General features: G+C 70.3%; 15 protein-coding genes. 3 read left to right on the top strand and 12 right to left on the bottom strand.

The genetic code is table 11. The features are described 5' to 3' along the window. The first annotated feature begins 120 nt into the window (after positions 1–120). Positions 121–612, top strand: coding sequence for a pyridoxamine 5'-phosphate oxidase family protein (locus ACIG5F_RS11020; protein ID WP_396517398.1), 492 nt, complete (start codon positions 121–123; stop codon positions 610–612). On the opposite strand, the gene ACIG5F_RS11015 is transcribed toward ACIG5F_RS11020, so the two are convergent. Genes ACIG5F_RS11015 through ACIG5F_RS10960 form a run of 12 tightly spaced genes read right to left on the bottom strand, consistent with a single transcriptional unit; the run spans position 609 to position 13,536 of the window. After that, entirely contained in the window at positions 609–2,051 is a 1,443-nt protein-coding gene (locus ACIG5F_RS11015) for an alpha/beta hydrolase (RefSeq protein WP_396517396.1), read from the bottom strand. The two genes, ACIG5F_RS11020 and ACIG5F_RS11015, sit on opposite strands and share 4 nt — an antisense overlap. Before the next feature lie 21 nt (positions 2,052–2,072). After that, positions 2,073–2,525 (bottom strand): GNAT family N-acetyltransferase, encoded by a 453-nt coding sequence (locus tag ACIG5F_RS11010; protein WP_396517394.1) that lies wholly within the window; start codon positions 2,523–2,525, stop codon positions 2,073–2,075. Positions 2,526–2,542: 17 nt separating this feature from the next. Then, positions 2,543–3,796, bottom strand: coding sequence for an ATP-grasp domain-containing protein (locus ACIG5F_RS11005; protein WP_396517393.1), 1,254 nt, complete (start codon positions 3,794–3,796; stop codon positions 2,543–2,545). Further along, positions 3,793–5,001: an MFS transporter gene (locus tag ACIG5F_RS11000; RefSeq protein WP_396517391.1), complete on the bottom strand. Its 1,209-nt coding sequence runs from the start codon at positions 4,999–5,001 to the stop codon at positions 3,793–3,795. The genes ACIG5F_RS11005 and ACIG5F_RS11000 overlap by 4 nt, the downstream gene beginning before the upstream one ends. Further along, positions 4,998–5,948, bottom strand: a complete 951-nt coding sequence (locus ACIG5F_RS10995) for a branched-chain amino acid transaminase (protein ID WP_396517389.1) — start codon at positions 5,946–5,948, stop codon at positions 4,998–5,000. Before ACIG5F_RS10995 ends, ACIG5F_RS11000 begins: the two co-directional genes overlap by 4 nt. Before the next feature lie 16 nt (positions 5,949–5,964). After that, the gene (locus ACIG5F_RS10990) at positions 5,965–7,134 is read right to left on the bottom strand and encodes a GNAT family N-acetyltransferase (protein WP_396517387.1); all 1,170 of its coding nucleotides are present in this window, start codon (positions 7,132–7,134) and stop codon (positions 5,965–5,967) included. Next, positions 7,131–8,333 carry an acetyl-CoA carboxylase biotin carboxylase subunit family protein gene (locus ACIG5F_RS10985; protein WP_396517385.1) on the bottom strand — a complete coding sequence of 401 codons (1,203 nt, stop codon included), beginning with the start codon at positions 8,331–8,333 and terminating at the stop codon, positions 7,131–7,133. The genes ACIG5F_RS10990 and ACIG5F_RS10985 overlap by 4 nt, the downstream gene beginning before the upstream one ends. Further along, complete coding sequence (locus ACIG5F_RS10980) at positions 8,330–9,349, bottom strand: Ldh family oxidoreductase (protein WP_396517383.1); 1,020 nt, start codon at positions 9,347–9,349, stop codon at positions 8,330–8,332. Before ACIG5F_RS10980 ends, ACIG5F_RS10985 begins: the two co-directional genes overlap by 4 nt. Then, complete coding sequence (locus tag ACIG5F_RS10975) at positions 9,346–10,395, bottom strand: mandelate racemase/muconate lactonizing enzyme family protein (RefSeq protein ID WP_396517382.1); 1,050 nt, start codon at positions 10,393–10,395, stop codon at positions 9,346–9,348. Before ACIG5F_RS10975 ends, ACIG5F_RS10980 begins: the two co-directional genes overlap by 4 nt. Continuing rightward, positions 10,392–11,693, bottom strand: a complete 1,302-nt coding sequence (locus ACIG5F_RS10970; protein ID WP_396517381.1) for a KamA family radical SAM protein — start codon at positions 11,691–11,693, stop codon at positions 10,392–10,394. The genes ACIG5F_RS10975 and ACIG5F_RS10970 overlap by 4 nt, the downstream gene beginning before the upstream one ends. Next, complete coding sequence (locus ACIG5F_RS10965; RefSeq protein WP_396517379.1) at positions 11,690–12,679, bottom strand: diiron oxygenase; 990 nt, start codon at positions 12,677–12,679, stop codon at positions 11,690–11,692. Before ACIG5F_RS10965 ends, ACIG5F_RS10970 begins: the two co-directional genes overlap by 4 nt. Continuing rightward, positions 12,676–13,536 (bottom strand): TauD/TfdA family dioxygenase, encoded by an 861-nt coding sequence (locus ACIG5F_RS10960; protein ID WP_396517378.1) that lies wholly within the window; start codon positions 13,534–13,536, stop codon positions 12,676–12,678. The genes ACIG5F_RS10965 and ACIG5F_RS10960 overlap by 4 nt, the downstream gene beginning before the upstream one ends. 291 nt (positions 13,537–13,827) lie before the next feature. Between ACIG5F_RS10960 and ACIG5F_RS10955 the strand changes: the two genes are divergently transcribed. Both ACIG5F_RS10955 and ACIG5F_RS10950 read left to right on the top strand, forming a co-directional pair. Beyond that, positions 13,828–14,418, top strand: a complete 591-nt coding sequence (locus ACIG5F_RS10955; RefSeq protein WP_396517376.1) for a hypothetical protein — start codon at positions 13,828–13,830, stop codon at positions 14,416–14,418. A gap of 36 nt (positions 14,419–14,454) precedes the next feature. Then, the gene (locus ACIG5F_RS10950) at positions 14,455–14,718 is read left to right on the top strand and encodes a DUF1905 domain-containing protein (RefSeq protein WP_396517374.1); all 264 of its coding nucleotides are present in this window, start codon (positions 14,455–14,457) and stop codon (positions 14,716–14,718) included. The last annotated feature ends 153 nt before the right edge of the window (positions 14,719–14,871 follow it).

The following is a 14,871-nucleotide window of genomic DNA, read 5'->3' as shown; positions in this document are numbered from 1 at the left end:
CCGACCACCTTGGTCGACAGGGAGGACGTGTTCACCACCCCCGGCCCTCCCGTTCGCACCAGCGGCGCCGTCTCACTGCTCACCGAACTTGTTGGCCAGGTTCGGCGTACCGTCGTCCGGGTGACGACTTGGCAGGAGTTCGCTGAAATCGCGCCGAAGATCGCCGCGATCTTCACCCGGCGACACGCCGCCACCGGCAACCTGTGCCTGCTGGCCACGCTGCGGGCCGACGGCTCACCGCGGATCAGTCCGATGGAGCCTCGCGTGTTCGAGGGGCAGCTGTGGATCGGCGGCATGCCGGGGACCACGAAGTTCCGGGATCTGGCCCGGGATCCGCGGTTCTGCCTGCACACGGCGACCGTGGACACGCACGTTTCCGACGGCGACGCCAAACTGTGGGGCACGGTGCACGATGTGCAGGACCTCGATCTGCACGCCCGGTACGCGGAGAATCTGTACCGGGAAACCGGCTTCGATCTCCGGGGCCGGGAGTTCAAGCCGTTCTACGCGGCGGATATCAGCAGCGCATCGGCGGTGGAGGTCGGGGACGGGCACATGGACGTCACGATCTGGAAGCGCGGCGAGGCGGAGCGGGTGGTGCGGAAGCACTAAGGCGCCGGCAACGCGTGCCCCGGACATGTCACATCCCGGGCCGGAACCCTTCCGCTGAGCAGATAATCGGTCGCATACCCGTCGACGCAGGCGTTGTGCACCTGCGGTCGATTATACAGCCCGTGCGATCCCCCGCCCTGTTCGACGACCATCCGCGAACTGGGCAGCAAAGCATGGGTCCGCAAGGCTCCCCCATACGGCGTGGCCCCGTCCAGCGTCCCCTGCAACATCAGGATCGGCGGCAGCCCCCGACCGTCGATCCGCGTCGGCTGGGCCCCGCTCACCGGCCAATAGGCGCAGGGCAGGTTCAAGGCGACATTGGCCCAGGTCTCGATCGGCGCCTTCACCGCGTACGCCGAATTGTCGCGATCCCACCGGGCCCATGATCGCGGCCACGAAGCGTCGTTGCAGCTCACGGCGGTGTAGGCGGCGGTGGAGTTCTCGGCCGACGCGGAGGTCGGATCGGCATCCCGGGCGTCGGCCAGCAGCGCCGAAGCGTCCCCACGCACCACGTAGTCGCTCAACGCCCGGGCATTGGCCACCCAGTTGGTGTCGAAATACACCGAATTGACGACCACCGCATCCAATTCGGCTGGTCCGAGCACCTCGACCGGGGCGGCGGCCAATCGTGACCGGGCGGATGAATAGGCGGCGTAGACATCGCGCATCGACTCGCCGAGATGGAATACGCTGTCGTACCGGGCGATCCAGGCGAACCACTCCTCGGCCCGGGTCTGGAAAGCGACGTCCTGGTCGAGGTTCTGCTGATACCACACGTTCGGGACCGACGCGTCGGCGGAGCTGTCCAGCACCATGCGCCGCACCCGCTGCGGGAAGAGCTGCCCGTACACGGCCCCGAGATAGGTGCCGTAGGACGACCCGTAGTAATTGATCTGCCGCTCCCCCAGCGCCTTGCGAATCTCGTCGATGTCCCGAGCTGTGTTCGGCGTGTTCAGGTACGGCAATTCTGGCCCACCACGCACAGCACACCCGAAAGCGTATTGCCGGGCCCGTGACCGGATCCGAGCCTTGTCGGCCGAGGAAACCGGATTCGGGTCGGCGGCCGGCGAGGCGAAGAACTGCCCGTCCACGCAGCTGACCGGGCTGCTCTGCCCCACGCCCCGGGGGTCGAAGCCGATGTAGTCGTAGGCGGCCCGGACCGACGCCGGCAGGATGTCGGCCTTGTAGAGCCCGCTGCTGCCCGGGCCGCCCGGGTTGTAGACGATCACGCCCTGGCGCTGCGGACCGGTGGCCCGCAGCCGCGACACGGTGATCGTCAACCGCGGCCCCCACGGCCGTGAGTAGTCCATCGGCACCGAAAGCGAGCCGCACTCGTAGTCCGGATGGCCGGGGCACGGATGGTCGAACAGCCCAGGGGCCGGTGCGCCCGTGACGAGATTGGCGGTCAACACCGCCACCACCGACAACACCGACCACATGGGCAGTCCTCCCGCCAACGATCAGAGCGACAGCTTGAAACCGAGGTGGCTGGCCGTGAAGCCGAGCTGCTCGTAGAACCGGTGGGCGTCGGTGCGGGCGGTGTCCGAGGTCAGCTGCACCAGGTTGCAGCCCCGCTCCCGCGCCTGGTCGATGGCCCACACCATCAGCTGCGACCCGAGGCCGGTGCCGCGTTCGGTGCCCCGCACCCGCACGCCCTCGATCTGGGCCCGGGTCGCGCCCTTGCGGGACAGGCCGGGCAGAAAGGTCAGCTGCATGGTGCCGACGACCTCGCCGTCCCGGTCGGCCACCACCAGGAACTGGTTGGGGTCGGCCTCGATGCCCTTGAATGCCGCCAGGTACGGGGTCAGGTCGTCGGGGGACTCCCTGGTCGCCCCGAGCACGTCGTCGGCGAGCATCGCCACGATCGCCGGCAGGTCCGTCTCGGTCGCCCGCCTGAACTGCACGTCACTCACGCTGTCTTCTCCCGTTGTCACGCCGTGGCCCCCATGCCATCGGCCTGCGCCGAGGGTACGGACACGATGAGGCGGCACCGCGCGACGGCCTCCCGGGCCAGCCGCACCGCGGTCGCCGGGTCGGGCCCGTCGGCCCGGGCCCACAGCGGGCGTGAGCCGGAATCGCTCAGCTCGCCGAGCTGGTCGCCGGGTTTCACCGCGACCACCACCCGGTCATCCGCGCCTTCCACCGACACCAGCGTGCCGGCGCACGGCGAGGCGCCGAACCAGATCGCCTGCGCCGGGCCGCCGGGCTCGGCCAGCCGCTGCCGAAGGCCCGGCAGCACCGTCTCGCCGAGGGTCTGGGCCACGACCAACCCGACCAGATCCACGCCGGTGGCGTCCTTGGCCAGGTACGGAATCTCGTCGCCGGCCAGCCGCAGATGGGTTTCGATCGTGCGCGGGCCGTCGTCGGTGAGCACCAACTCGGTGTGGCACGGCCCATCCCGCACGCCGAGCGCGGACAGCACGCGGGCGGTGTGCCGGCGCACGGCCTCGGCGGTGTCGGCGTCCAGCTCGGCCGGGATCACGTGGCCGAGTTCCACCAACGTCGCCGGGTCGGTGAACTTCTGCGTCACCGCGACGACAACGTGTTCTCCCTGCTCGGAGAAGGACTCCACGCTGATCTCGCGGCCGGTGAGGAACTCCTCGACCAGCACCCGCGCCGCGCCGGCCCGGCCGGTGTGCGAGGAACCGACACACCGCTCGTATCGGGCCGAAGCGTCTTGCGGATCGCAGATCACGCCGACCCCGGCGCTGCCCGAGCCGTCCAAGGGCTTGACGACCCAGGTTCCCGGATTGTCCGCGACCCACCGGGCCAGGTCCTCGGCGTTGTCGACCGTGTGGCTGCGGACCCGCTCTACCCCGGAAGCAGCCAGCACGCGGCGCATGGTCGCCTTGTCGTGCACGGCGGCGACCGTGTCCGGCGCGTGCATCGGCAGCCCCAGCGCGACACCGACGGCCGCCGCCCGATCCTGGTCCCGTTCGCCGAGAGTGGCGATCCTGGTGACCGGATCGGCGGCGTGGATCAGGGCCGCCGCGTCGATCCACTCCTGGTCGGGGCAGTCCGGGCCGAGCGCCACAACCCGTTGGTGCCCGGCCGGTTCCCACAGCCGGGGCAGCAGAGCGAGCTGGCACAGCACGGAAGTCCTCACCCCGGGCCGATGTGCGCGCAACAGACCGGGAATCTCCATGCCCCCGCCCACCACGAGCACATGTTCCTCATCACTCACCGCAGCACCTCCACCCGTCGGCCACCGGCCACCATCAACACCGCGCCCACGGCGAACGTCGCCGACAACGCCACCCAGCCGACCGGCCCACGGAGCACCACAGCCGTCATGAACGGCGGCCCGAAGCACAGCTGGGCCGCGATGCCGAGGTTGAACACCCCGATGTAGGCCCCAGCCGAATGCTCGGGGGCCAACAGGTGCGAGAGCTCGAATCCGGCTGCCGTGTGCAGATTCTCCCCTACTGTCAACGAAATCACCGCCAACGCCGCCAGGACTGCGGCCACCGTCGGGCCGGTGAACTCGGCGGCCATGAACAGCAGGCACGCACCGATCAACGGCAGCGCCGCGCGGATCACCGTGCGGCGGGCCGCGCTCAGGCCGATGCTCCACTTCGTCAACGGCACCTGGAGCGCCACCGTGAGCACGGTGTTCAACGCCAGCAGCGGGCCGACCAGCGCCGGCGGCGCGGTGGACTTTGTCACCAGCCACAAGGGAATCAGCGTGAACAGCACCGAGTCGTGCAGTGTCAGCAAGGCATTGCCCACGGACATCAGCAGATATCGCCCGTCGGCGGTGGGCAGTGTGGTCGGTGGGCGTTCCCGCGCCACCGGCCGGGCATCCCGGTTCAACACGCGCACGACCAGCAGCAGCCCGACGTAGGACAAAGCGTTGACAGCAAAGCCGAAATGGAACGCGCTGACCGTGTTCACCGCGATCAGCACGCCGGAACCCAGTAGCCCCAGGCTCATGCCGGCGTTGCGCATCGTCCGCAGCACGGCCAGCGACCGGCTGCGCTGCTCGACCGGCTCGACCTGCACCACGAACACCTGCTGCACCGGCGTGCTGCCCCGGTCCAACAGGCTGACCACGCAGGTCAGCACCAGGTAGGCGGCGAACGAGTCCACGAACAGGAAGCCGGCGTAGCCGATCGCCCGGGCCAGCAGCAGCACGCTCCACACCCGGCCGGCCCCGAACCGGTCAGCCAGCCAGCCGGCCGGCACCGGGCCGGCCAAGCCGAGCAGGTTGGCCACGCCCAGCGCCACACCGACGCTGACCGGGTCGATGCCGACGTGCGTGACGACAAAAACCGGGATCAGGGCAAGGAAAAGCCCGCTGCCCATGGAATCCACCGCGGCCGCGCCGGCCAGCAGCCGGCCGGCGCGGGTGTGCGGGACGTAGGCCCGCAGCAGGTTCGCGACACTCACGGCGAAACGGTGTCCAGCACGCTGGTCACGTCGGTGACCCAGTCGCGGCGGGCCGGCAGCTGGCCGGTGATGGCCTTGTCGAACTCGGCCCGCAGGGTGGTGAACACCGGCCCCGCGCTGCCGCCGCCGACCGGCAGACCGTCCAATGTGGTCACTGCCACCAGCTCCATCGCCGTGCCGGCCAACAGAACCTCGTCGGCCATCCGAAGATCGGCCGGGGCCAGCGGGCGTTCCTCGGTCGGCACGCCGACATCGGCGGCCATGGTCAGCACGGCGTCGCGGGTGATGCCGGGGAGAATTCCCTCCGACACCGGCGGCGTCACCAGAACTCCGTCCAGCAGCGCGAACACGTTGGCCGCCGAGGCTTCGGCGACGCGGCCGGCCTGGTTGAGCAGGATGGCCTCGTGATCGCCGCCGCGCACCGCCTCCAGCCGGGCCAGCGACGGATTGATGTAGCCACCGGTGGATTTCACGCTCGGCGGCAGCTGCGCCGGACCGCTGCGCACCCAGCCGCTGGTGCGGACCCGGATGCCATGGTCGGCGTCGGGCAGGTAACCCGACCAGGCCCAGCAGCCGATCGCCACCCGCACCTGGTCCAGCTGCCCGGCCACCGACATCGCGCCCTCGCGCAGGAACACCAGCGGGCGCAGGTAACCGGAGGAAAGCCCGGAGCGCAGGGCCATGTCGGCGCAGGCGCGGATCAGCTCCTCCTCGGTGTGCGGGACGGTCATGCCCAGCGCCCGCGAGGAGTTGACCAGCCGCCGGATGTGCTCCCGCAGCCGGAACACCAGCGGCCCGTCCAGTTCCGGCGTCCGCGAGGGATAGAACCGGATCCCCTCGTAGGCGCCCCAGCCGTAGTGCAGGCTGGGGTTGAGCACGTGCACCATGGCGTCGGCGCCGGCCACCACCTCACCGTCGATCCACACCGGACCCGAGGTCACGTCCATCGGTCTACTCCCCTGTTCACAGGCCACATTCCTCGGTCAGCCGCAGGCGCTCGCCGCGGTCCTGCCAGCGCAGGGCGGTGCGCAGTCTCTCGTGGTCGGGCAGGTGGACAACGCCCAGGCGGGGCTCGAAGTGGCAGCCCCGGGTGCGCTTGGCCGGGTAGCTGGCCAGGCCCAGCTCCAGCCGGCGGACGCCCCGGGGCAGCCCCCACTCCAGCGCGTCGTAGTAGACGACGTTGAAGTAGCAGAAGTCCTTGGGCCCCAAGCGGTCGTAGTCGAACCCGGCCGTGCGGGCGTACAGCGTGTCGTTGCGGCGCAGGCAGATCACGAAGCCCACGGGCTCGTCCTCGCGCAGGGACCGAATCACCATCAGGTCCTCGCCGCACCAACGGGACAGCGCCTCGAACTCGGCGATCGTGCGATCGCGCTGGTCGGGCAGGCCGTAGCGGGTACGCAAGGCACAGCGCAGCTCGACCAGGTCGACGCCGATGGCGTCCGGGCCGGTGGTGATCGTGCTGCGGTCGGGGCCGGCCAGGTAGCTGCGGCGCTCGTGCAGCACCCGGGTTCGACGCCGCGAGGACAGGCCGTTGACGTAGTCCTCCCAGGTGCTGCCCTCGCACTCCAGCACGCTTTCCGCGCCAAGCACCGCGATCTCGTGCTCGGGCGTGAGGGCCGGCCGCATCCAGTCCAGCAGGCCCTCGGTCAGGTACAGCAGGCCATGGCTGGCGCAGCCGAGACTGTCGGCCACCTCGGCCACCGCACCGGGCAGCTCCCGGCACAGGGCGATTCGTTCGTCCTTGTCCAGCAACGGATCCAGCGTGATGCCGTGGTGCGCGCCATGCGTGCCCAGCACGATGCTCGGGTACGCCGCCAGCCGGTCCTCGGTCAGGTCGAGGTCCTGGTACTGCTCGGACTCCGGCAGCCGCTTGTGGTCGCCGAAGGCCCCTTCGTTGCCGATCATCGCGGGGAGGTCGTAGAACAGCAGGCCGCCGGGTTTTTCGCTACGCAGCAACGGGGCGAGCAGCGCCGGCCGGCCGTCACGGATAGCGGCCAGGTGCAGGACCGGGTGCTGGGGCAGGGCTTCGGTCACCCGGCGGAAACCCGGGGCCGACCACACCGGCGTGTGGCCGACCGGATCCACCCAGCGCTCGAAGTCCACTTCGGACAGATCGACGAGTTCCCACTTCATCCGGCGCCACCCACCGAGGTCGGCTCCTGCCAGCCGACCTTCGCCTCCACCAGCTCGGCCGACTCCTGGATCCGTTGCCGCAGCTCCAGTTCGTTGTCGGCGGTCACGGTCCAGGTGACCACGAAGTCGCCGGACTTGCGGGCCTCGTAGCGGTCCCGGTCCCAGACCTCGCCGGGCGTGGCCAGCACCTCCAGGTCGTGCACCCAGGCCGGCGCCTCGGTCGGCACGCTGGTGATCCGCCCGAGCCTCGGCGGCAGGCCGAAGTTCGCCACCGAGCCGGCCTTCGAGGCCGCGTCGGCGATGGCCGCGACGTCGACCGGGAGGCCGGCGGCGATGCGCAGCCAGGTGTCCCGCAGGTCCAACCCCAGGGCCCGGTTGATCATGGGCGGGATGGGGTGGCCCGGCAGTCGGGACGCGATCTCGCACAGCACCGGCCGTCGGCCGTCGGCGACGAAGAACTCGGCGTGCAGCAACAGATCCGACGCCGCCGGCAGCGCCTCGACCACCCGCCACAGCTCCTCGGTCAGCGGGCCGTGCCAGGGGTGATCGGCGGTCAGCAGCAGACTGCCGCTGCCGCTGTCCTCCCAGTGGGCCAGGCACGCCAGGTCGGTGTAGGCGGCCGGCAGCGCGAACACCGGCTTGCCGTCGACCAGCAGGCCGTCCACGTGCACGACCTCGCCGGGCACGAACTGCTCCACCACATGGTCGGCCAGCTGATCCGGCAACTCGGCGAGATCGGCTGCCGACCGCAGGATCCGCACGCCGACGCTGCCCGAGGCCGACCGCGGCTTCAGCACGGCCGGAAACCCCTGCGCGGCAACGAATTCCCGTACCTCGAACGCCGTTTCCACCGTTTGGCCGGCGGGCCCGGGCAGCCCGGCGGCGAGGGTGTGCTCGCGCATCAACGACTTGTCCCGATAGGCCAACGCGCTGGGCGGCCGTTGTCCGGGCAGGTCGAGGGTCTCGCGCAGCTGCGCCGCCGCCAGGACGTCCGCCTCGGCGAAGGACACCACCCGCTGGAACCGGTGGTGCCGCGCTAGGTCCAGACCGGCCGCCACCAGCGTTTCGGTGCGGTAGTCGGCGACCTTCACCACGGCGTCGGCCCCGACCGGCACCGGCCCGCCGGTGATGACCACGCAGCCGTCGACTCCGCTCAGGTCCAGCCCGCGCTGCCGGGGGCTGACCAGGACCAGGATCACGGGAACTCACTCCCCAACCGGTCGAGCAACGCGATGGTCGCCGAATCGAGCTCGATGCCCTCCCGCAACTGCCGTTCCCGGTGCGCCCGCTGGGGATCGCCGGGGATCAGCACCGGCACATCGGGCTCCGCCGGCGAATTCGACCGGACCGCGCCGATCAGCCGGGTCATGGCCGCCGTTGCCTGCTCGCGGCCGCCGAGGGTGTCGGGGTCGATGGCGATGAGCAGGTGCGCGACCCGGCGGCCCTCGTCGACGGTGCCGATGTGCGGCATCTCGAAGTCGAGCGGGCCGCCGACCAGCACCGCCGTCAGCACGGTGACGGCCATGGCCAGCCCCTGGCCCTTGTACCCGCCGAGCGGCGACAACGCCGATGCCTGGGCCGGATCCGTGGTGCCCTGGCCGCCGGCGTCCACGGCCCAGCCCGGTTCCAGCGGCCGGCCGACTCGGCCGCGTTCCTTGATCTCGCCGAAGCAGACCTGGCTGGTGGCCATGTCCAGGACGAACTCGTCGCCGTAGGCGATGGCGATCGGGTTGGTGCCGAACAGCGGCGCGGTGCCGCCGAACGGGGCCACCCGGTTGGCCGCCGATGTCGTCACGAAGCCGAGCAGCCCGGCGTCGGCGATGCGGCGGGCATAGCAGCCGGCCGCGCCGAAGTGGTTGGAGCGCTGGACGCCGACCACGCCGACGCCGAACCGCGCGGCCCGTTCGACCGCCAGCTCCACGCCCCGCAGCCCGGCGACCACGCCGAGGGCGTCACCGGCGTCGAGATGCACGACCGCACCGGAATCCTTGCGCACGGCCAACTCCGGCTCGGCAACGGCGACCCCGCGCTCCAGCTCGTCCAGAAACGGCCCCAGCAAACGGATCCCGTGCGTGTGCACGCCCAACAGCGAGGTCTCCACCAGCACCTCGGCGACCTCGGCCGCCTCCTTGACGCCCTTGGCCTCCAACGCCGCCGTGGCGACGCGGAGCACATCCGCCGGGCTGGTCCAGCGGTGAGTGTCCACAGTGGTCATGCCCCACTCCCCTCATGAGCCGGTGAGGTCCAGTCCGGCACGAAGCCGGTGCCGGCGCCGCCGGCCAGGCGGATGCGGCCGGTGTCGTCGAGCCGGGCGCCGGTCCCGGTGTCGATGTCCAGCAACGCGACCGTGTCCAGGTCGACATGGTCGGCCAGCCACGCGATGTGCGCGGCCGCGCTGGCCCCGGCCGAGGACTCGGGCAGGCAGCCGAGCATGCTGGCCACGCCCAGTTCCCGGCACTCGCGCAGCATGGCCAGCGCCGGGGTGAGCCCGCCGGCCTTGAGCACCTTGACGTTGATGCCGTCGAACCGGCCGGCGGCCGGCCGCACCTGCTCCGGCGTGGTCACCGACTCGTCGGCGAAGATCGGCACCGGGCTGCGGTCGCGGGCCGCCAGCTGGCCCTCGATCTCGGTGACCGCGAACGGCTGCTCCAGGGCGATCACGCCAAGGCCCGGCAGCTCGTCCAGCACCTCGAACAGTGCTTCCGGCTGCCAGCAAGCGTTTCCGTCCACCCAGAACGGGGCGTCGGTGTGCTCCCGCAGCGCCCGCAGCACGTGCAGGTCGTCGGCCTTAGCCAGCTTCACCTTGTAGAGGCCCCAGCCCGGCGTGCGGTTCAGCTTGTCCACCATGACATCCACGGTGTCCAGGCCGATGCTGTAGCTGGACGGCAGGCCTTCCGGCACCGGCAGCCCGAGGTGCTCGAACAGCGGCACGCCGGCCAGCCGGGCCGCCAGGTCGTGCGCGGCGACGTCCAGCGCCGCCAACGCGAACGGGCAGTCGTCGAGCTGGTGCGCCAGCCGGTACCAGGTCTGCTCCGGCTGGCGCGGGTCGAGGCCCTCCAGGTCGAGTTCGTTGAGCCGCTTGACCACCGTGTCGGTCTCGGAGTTGTAGACGGCGGTCATGAACGCCGACGCCTCGCCCCACCCCGACTCGCCGTCGGCATCGAGCTCGACCAGGACGGCGCGGTGCTCGGGAATCTCCTCCCGGGCGCACCGCCACACGTCCTTGTCCCGCATCCGCACCAGGTGCGTGCGCAGCCTCATCCGAAGAACTCCCGGTCGTGCTCGCCGTACGGGTGAAGCTCGTTCCACCACTGCGCTTCCGCGTCGAAGCGGGCGTGGAACGGCCGGCCCACCAGCTCGGGATTCCGATGTTGCAGGAACCTCAGCGCGAACGCCGGTCCATTGTGGAGGTTCACAACGCCGTCGATGGCGACCTTGCCCGGCGAGGCCGACATCACCGGGCCGCGGGCGCTGCGCCCCAGCCCGGACAGGCCCTTGATCGCGCCGCGGTAGATCTCCAGCGCCCGGGCCAGCGGCAGCCCGAAGTACCGCCGCGCGCCGGTGTCCCGTTCGACGAACATGTAGTACGGCACGATTCCGTTGCGGACCTGGTCCTTCCACAGCCGCGCCCACACGTCCGGGTCGTCGTTGACGTGCCGCACCACCGGGGCCTGCGACCGCAGCACCGCCCCGGTCCCGGCCAGCCGCCGCAGCGCGGCCCGGGCGGCGTCGGTGTCGAGCTCGGCCGGGTGGGACAGGTGCAGCATCAGCGCCACGTGCTTGCCGGCGTCCACCAGCGCGGACAGCAGGCGCAGCAGGTCGTCGGCCTCGCGTCCGGCGAGCACACGGTGCGGCCAGAACGACACGGCCTTGGTGCCGATGCGGATCGTCTGCACGTTGTCGTGCTCCGGGCGCAGCAGCGGCCGCAGGTACTGCTCGATCAGCTCGGTCCGCATCACCAGCGGGTCCCCGCCGGTGAGCAGCACGTCGGTGATCTCCGGGTGGCGCCGCAGGTGCGCGGTCATCACCTCCGGCCCCGACACCGCCAGCTTCAGGTCGCTGCGGTCGACGAACTGGGCCCAGCGGAAGCAGTAGCCGCAGTAGCTGTGGCAGGTCTGCCCCTGGCGTGGGAACACCAGCAGCGTCTCGTGGTACTTGTGCTGGAGACCCCAGCCGTCGGCGTCCTCCTCCTCCTGCGGCACGTTCAGCGCCAGCTGGTCGCCCGGGTGCGGGTTGAGCCGGTCCCGGACCGCGTCCACGGTCGCGCGCAGGCCGGCGCGGTCCTGCGTGCGCATGGCCAGCTCCACCGCGGCGAAGTCCTCCGGCGGCAGCATGTCCCGGTGCGGGAACAGCAGCCGGTACATCGCGTCGTCGGGCGCCCGGTCCCAGTCGATCAGCTCCCGCACCACGTACGAGCTGACCTTGAACGGCAGCACCTGGGAGACCACGTCGACCTCGTGCGCGAGCCCGGCGTCGCCGGTGCGCTCCAGCACCAGCTCACGCAGCCGCCGACCGGAGACCGTGCGCAGCGTGGGCTCGGTCTCGACGGTCACCGTCACTGGTTCACCACCGACTTGCCCCAGTCGAAGTCGACCTGGTCGAGCACGTCCATCTCGGACAGCAGCGAGTGCAGCCCGGTGTAGTCGCGGACCAGCCGGGCCCGGCTGGTGTCCTCCTTGGTCTCCTGGACCATCCGCCGCCAGTTCGGCACGTTCTCGATCTCCAGGATGCGTTCCCACGTGGTGTAGTCGGTGGCCACGAACGCGTCCAGGCCGGCCAGCAGCATGTCCAGGAAGAACCGCCTGCGGTCCGGGTCGAGCACCTCGTAGACGATCTTGCCCAGCTCGTCGGAGATCGAGGCGTGGCAGTACTCGTCGCGGTTGTGCAGCTTGGCCGTGGTCGAGTTGATCACCTGGATGTCCTGGTCCTCGGCCAGCAGGTCGAGGTAGGCGTTGATGGAGATCTCCGAGACGGTGGCGAAGGCCAGCGTGGTCAGGCTGCGCTGCCAGCGCTCGTCGCAGCCGTCCCGCAGCTCCTGGTGCACACGGGCGGTGTGCGAGGAGGGCAGCCAGGCGTCCGGCAGCTCCGCCTGGCGCTTGCGCCTGGTCACGGCGCTGGCGTTGATGTGCATGAGCGTGTGGTACTGCTCGTCGACCATGGCCTGGGCCAGCGCGATCTCCATGTCCTGGCCGCCAAGGCCCGGGAACTCGCCCTCCATGACCAGCGCGAAGGCCGGGTTGGCCACCCGCTGCTCGGCCAGCACGGTGTGCCGGTTGTAGGCGATCCAGGACCAGCTCAGCAGTCGTGACCTGGTGTGATCGGGCAGGCCCTGCCAGATCGGATGGTCGCGGAACGGAATGATGCCCTCGGGATAGTCCGGGCGGGCCAGCTCGAACAGCTCGTCGAGGTCGGGCTCGTCCCGCTTCACCGTCGCCCGCCGCCGCCAATTGCCGGCGAGCCGGGTGATGATAGCGCTTTCCGCCACATCCGTGGGATCGAAGGACGGCAGCCCCGGGATATGCGTGAAATTGTCCTCCACGGTCACGCGACCCTCCGGTCCGAAACCCAGAACCGGGTGAGGTGGCGGGCCTTGTCGACATAGCTGGAGCGGGCGTGCAGCATGCGCTGGTTGTCCCAGATCAGCAGCGCGCCGTCCGGGATGAGGATGCTCTGGCGCAAGCGCTGGAAGGTGTCGCTGACGAAGTGCGCCAGCTCCCGGCCGGCCTCGCCCAGCGGCAGCTGGTCGGCGTCGGGGGTGCTGTCCAGCGGCGGGTCGTAGTCACCGCTGGTGAGCAGGTTGAAGCTGAAGCGCAGCAGCCGCTTGCCGTCGGCCCGGGTGCGCAGCAGCTCGGTGCGCACCGGGTGCGGGGCCGGGCCGGGGAAGTCCAGCTTGGCCTCGGTCAGCAGCGCCAGCTGGGCCGGGCTCAGCTCGGGCAGCAGCGACTCGACGTCGAGCAGGTCGGTGTGGCCGCCGCCGCACCGGGCCTGCTGATGGCAGAACAGGGCCAGGTAGGCCGGGCTCGGGTCCCAGCCGGGGGCCTCGGTGTGGGCCAGGATGGTGTTCACGCTCTGTGAGTACGACCGTCCCTCGTTGCCCGGGCGGTAGGTGACCTCGTGCGTGAGCGTGCCGTGGTATTGCGGAATCAACTCACCTATTTCGCGCAGCAATTCGGCGGCGGCGTCCTGATCGCCGACGTCCCTGATCAGCGCGTAGCCGTGTTCGTCGAGAACGGCCTGCGTCAAGCGCGTCGAGGCCGGCGTGAGCAGAATTGGCTTGGACACAACTAATCCCCAGTCATCCGCATCTAGTGCTCCCCAGTAGGCCAGGAACGTCGAAACGTCCCACGTCCACGACCGAGCTTGGCCAATGTTACAAGAACGTCTCAATGTGATCAGCGTCACACCCCAGTGACATAACGGAAACCTTGAACCGACAACGCTCCAATGCTAACGCCGATGTGATCCGCAACACACTTCACCTCGTGGACCGGCGACGATTACGGCGCGTCAACATCTGTCAACTGTGAAACACCCCGCCCGAGGGCGCGGGTGTCCGGATTTCCTGCCCCCGAGCGCCGAGAACAGGGGTCCGGAAAACCCGACCTCTCCTCATGTCCGGCGCCGTTTTGCGCAAAAACCTTCACATTCGGGGCCGCGGGTCGGCGCCGAACCGCCGCTCGCTACCGTGTGCGAATGGCCAACGAGGACACCGCGCCCATCCCGCTGCAGACGACCGTGGCGCGCCCGGGCGTCCGCACCGTCGCGGCGCTGTTCCTCGGCGGCGCGCTGCTGATTGCCAGCACCTTCCCCGACCTGGTGACCGTGTCGCTGCCACCCGACCCCACCGGGGTGCAGACGTCCATCACCGCCTGGGGCATGGACCTCGGCATCGGCCACACCATCCAGCAGTACCTCGGCATCGCCACCCTGATCATCGGCGTCGCCCTGGTCGCGGTCGCCGCCGCCGCGCTGCGGCGCGAGTTCCGCTGGACCCGCAACGCCTCCCTGATCGCCGGCGGCCTCGGCGTCGCCGCCGGGCTGCAACTGGCCGCCGCCGGCTACAGCACCGGCGCCTTCCTGTCCCAGCTGGCCAGCACCAGCGGCGACCCGGTGTCCTTCAGCATCGGCGCCGGCGTCGTGCTCGCCCTGCTCGGCGCGCTGGCCTCCCTGCTCGCCCTCGCCTTTCCGCCCCGGCACGACCTGGTCGCCACCGCGGTCGAGCCCGTGGATGAGGAGGAGCCCGTCGTCGTCACGCGCATCGAGGACGCCGACGAGACGGAGTGAGTGTCGAGAACGCGGCCCCGGCTTCGACACCGGGGCATGCTGACTGAATTCACCGCCACCCTGGTCCGCAGCCCGGCCAAGGGCGGCTGGACGTACGTGGTCTGGCCCCGTTCCGCCGAGTTCTTCGGCACCCACGGCTTGGTCAAGGTGCGCGGCGCCGTCGACGGTGTGCCGTTCGAGAGCTCCTTCATGGCCCTGGGCGACGGCACCCACAAGCTCCCGGTGAAGGCCGCCGTCCGCAAGGCCATCGGCAAGGACGTCGGCGACCAGGTCCACATCCGCCTCGACGAACGCCTCTGACCACCGGCGCTTTTTGTGTCATGAAGGGCCCCATACTGACGTTCAACAGTACTTTGTCACTTTGTCAGGGAGTGTGGTTTGATCTTGTGCTGTGGATCTTGGTCAGGTGGAGTCGCTCAATGACGAGTTGACCCGGTTTGTGGCGGAGGTTTT

This window comes from Kutzneria sp. NPDC052558 (assembly GCF_044547355.1).
Lineage (GTDB): Bacteria > Actinomycetota > Actinomycetes > Mycobacteriales > Pseudonocardiaceae > Kutzneria.
This window is presented reverse-complemented; position numbering and strand designations above follow the sequence as displayed.

What these genes read in the sequence shown, in the direction of transcription:
- ACIG5F_RS10955 (WP_396517376.1), top strand. Translation starts at nt 13,828, where the DNA reads ATGGCCAACGAGGACACCGCGCCCATCCCGCTGCAGACGACCGTGGCG.
- ACIG5F_RS10990 (WP_396517387.1), bottom strand. Translation starts at nt 7,134, where the DNA reads ATGAAGTGGGAACTCGTCGATCTGTCCGAAGTGGACTTCGAGCGCTGG.
- ACIG5F_RS10980 (WP_396517383.1), bottom strand. Translation starts at nt 9,349, where the DNA reads ATGACCACTGTGGACACTCACCGCTGGACCAGCCCGGCGGATGTGCTC.
- ACIG5F_RS11015 (WP_396517396.1), bottom strand. Translation starts at nt 2,051, where the DNA reads ATGTGGTCGGTGTTGTCGGTGGTGGCGGTGTTGACCGCCAATCTCGTC.
- ACIG5F_RS10975 (WP_396517382.1), bottom strand. Translation starts at nt 10,395, where the DNA reads ATGAGGCTGCGCACGCACCTGGTGCGGATGCGGGACAAGGACGTGTGG.
- ACIG5F_RS10950 (WP_396517374.1), top strand. Translation starts at nt 14,455, where the DNA reads ATGCTGACTGAATTCACCGCCACCCTGGTCCGCAGCCCGGCCAAGGGC.
- ACIG5F_RS10995 (WP_396517389.1), bottom strand. Translation starts at nt 5,948, where the DNA reads ATGGACGTGACCTCGGGTCCGGTGTGGATCGACGGTGAGGTGGTGGCC.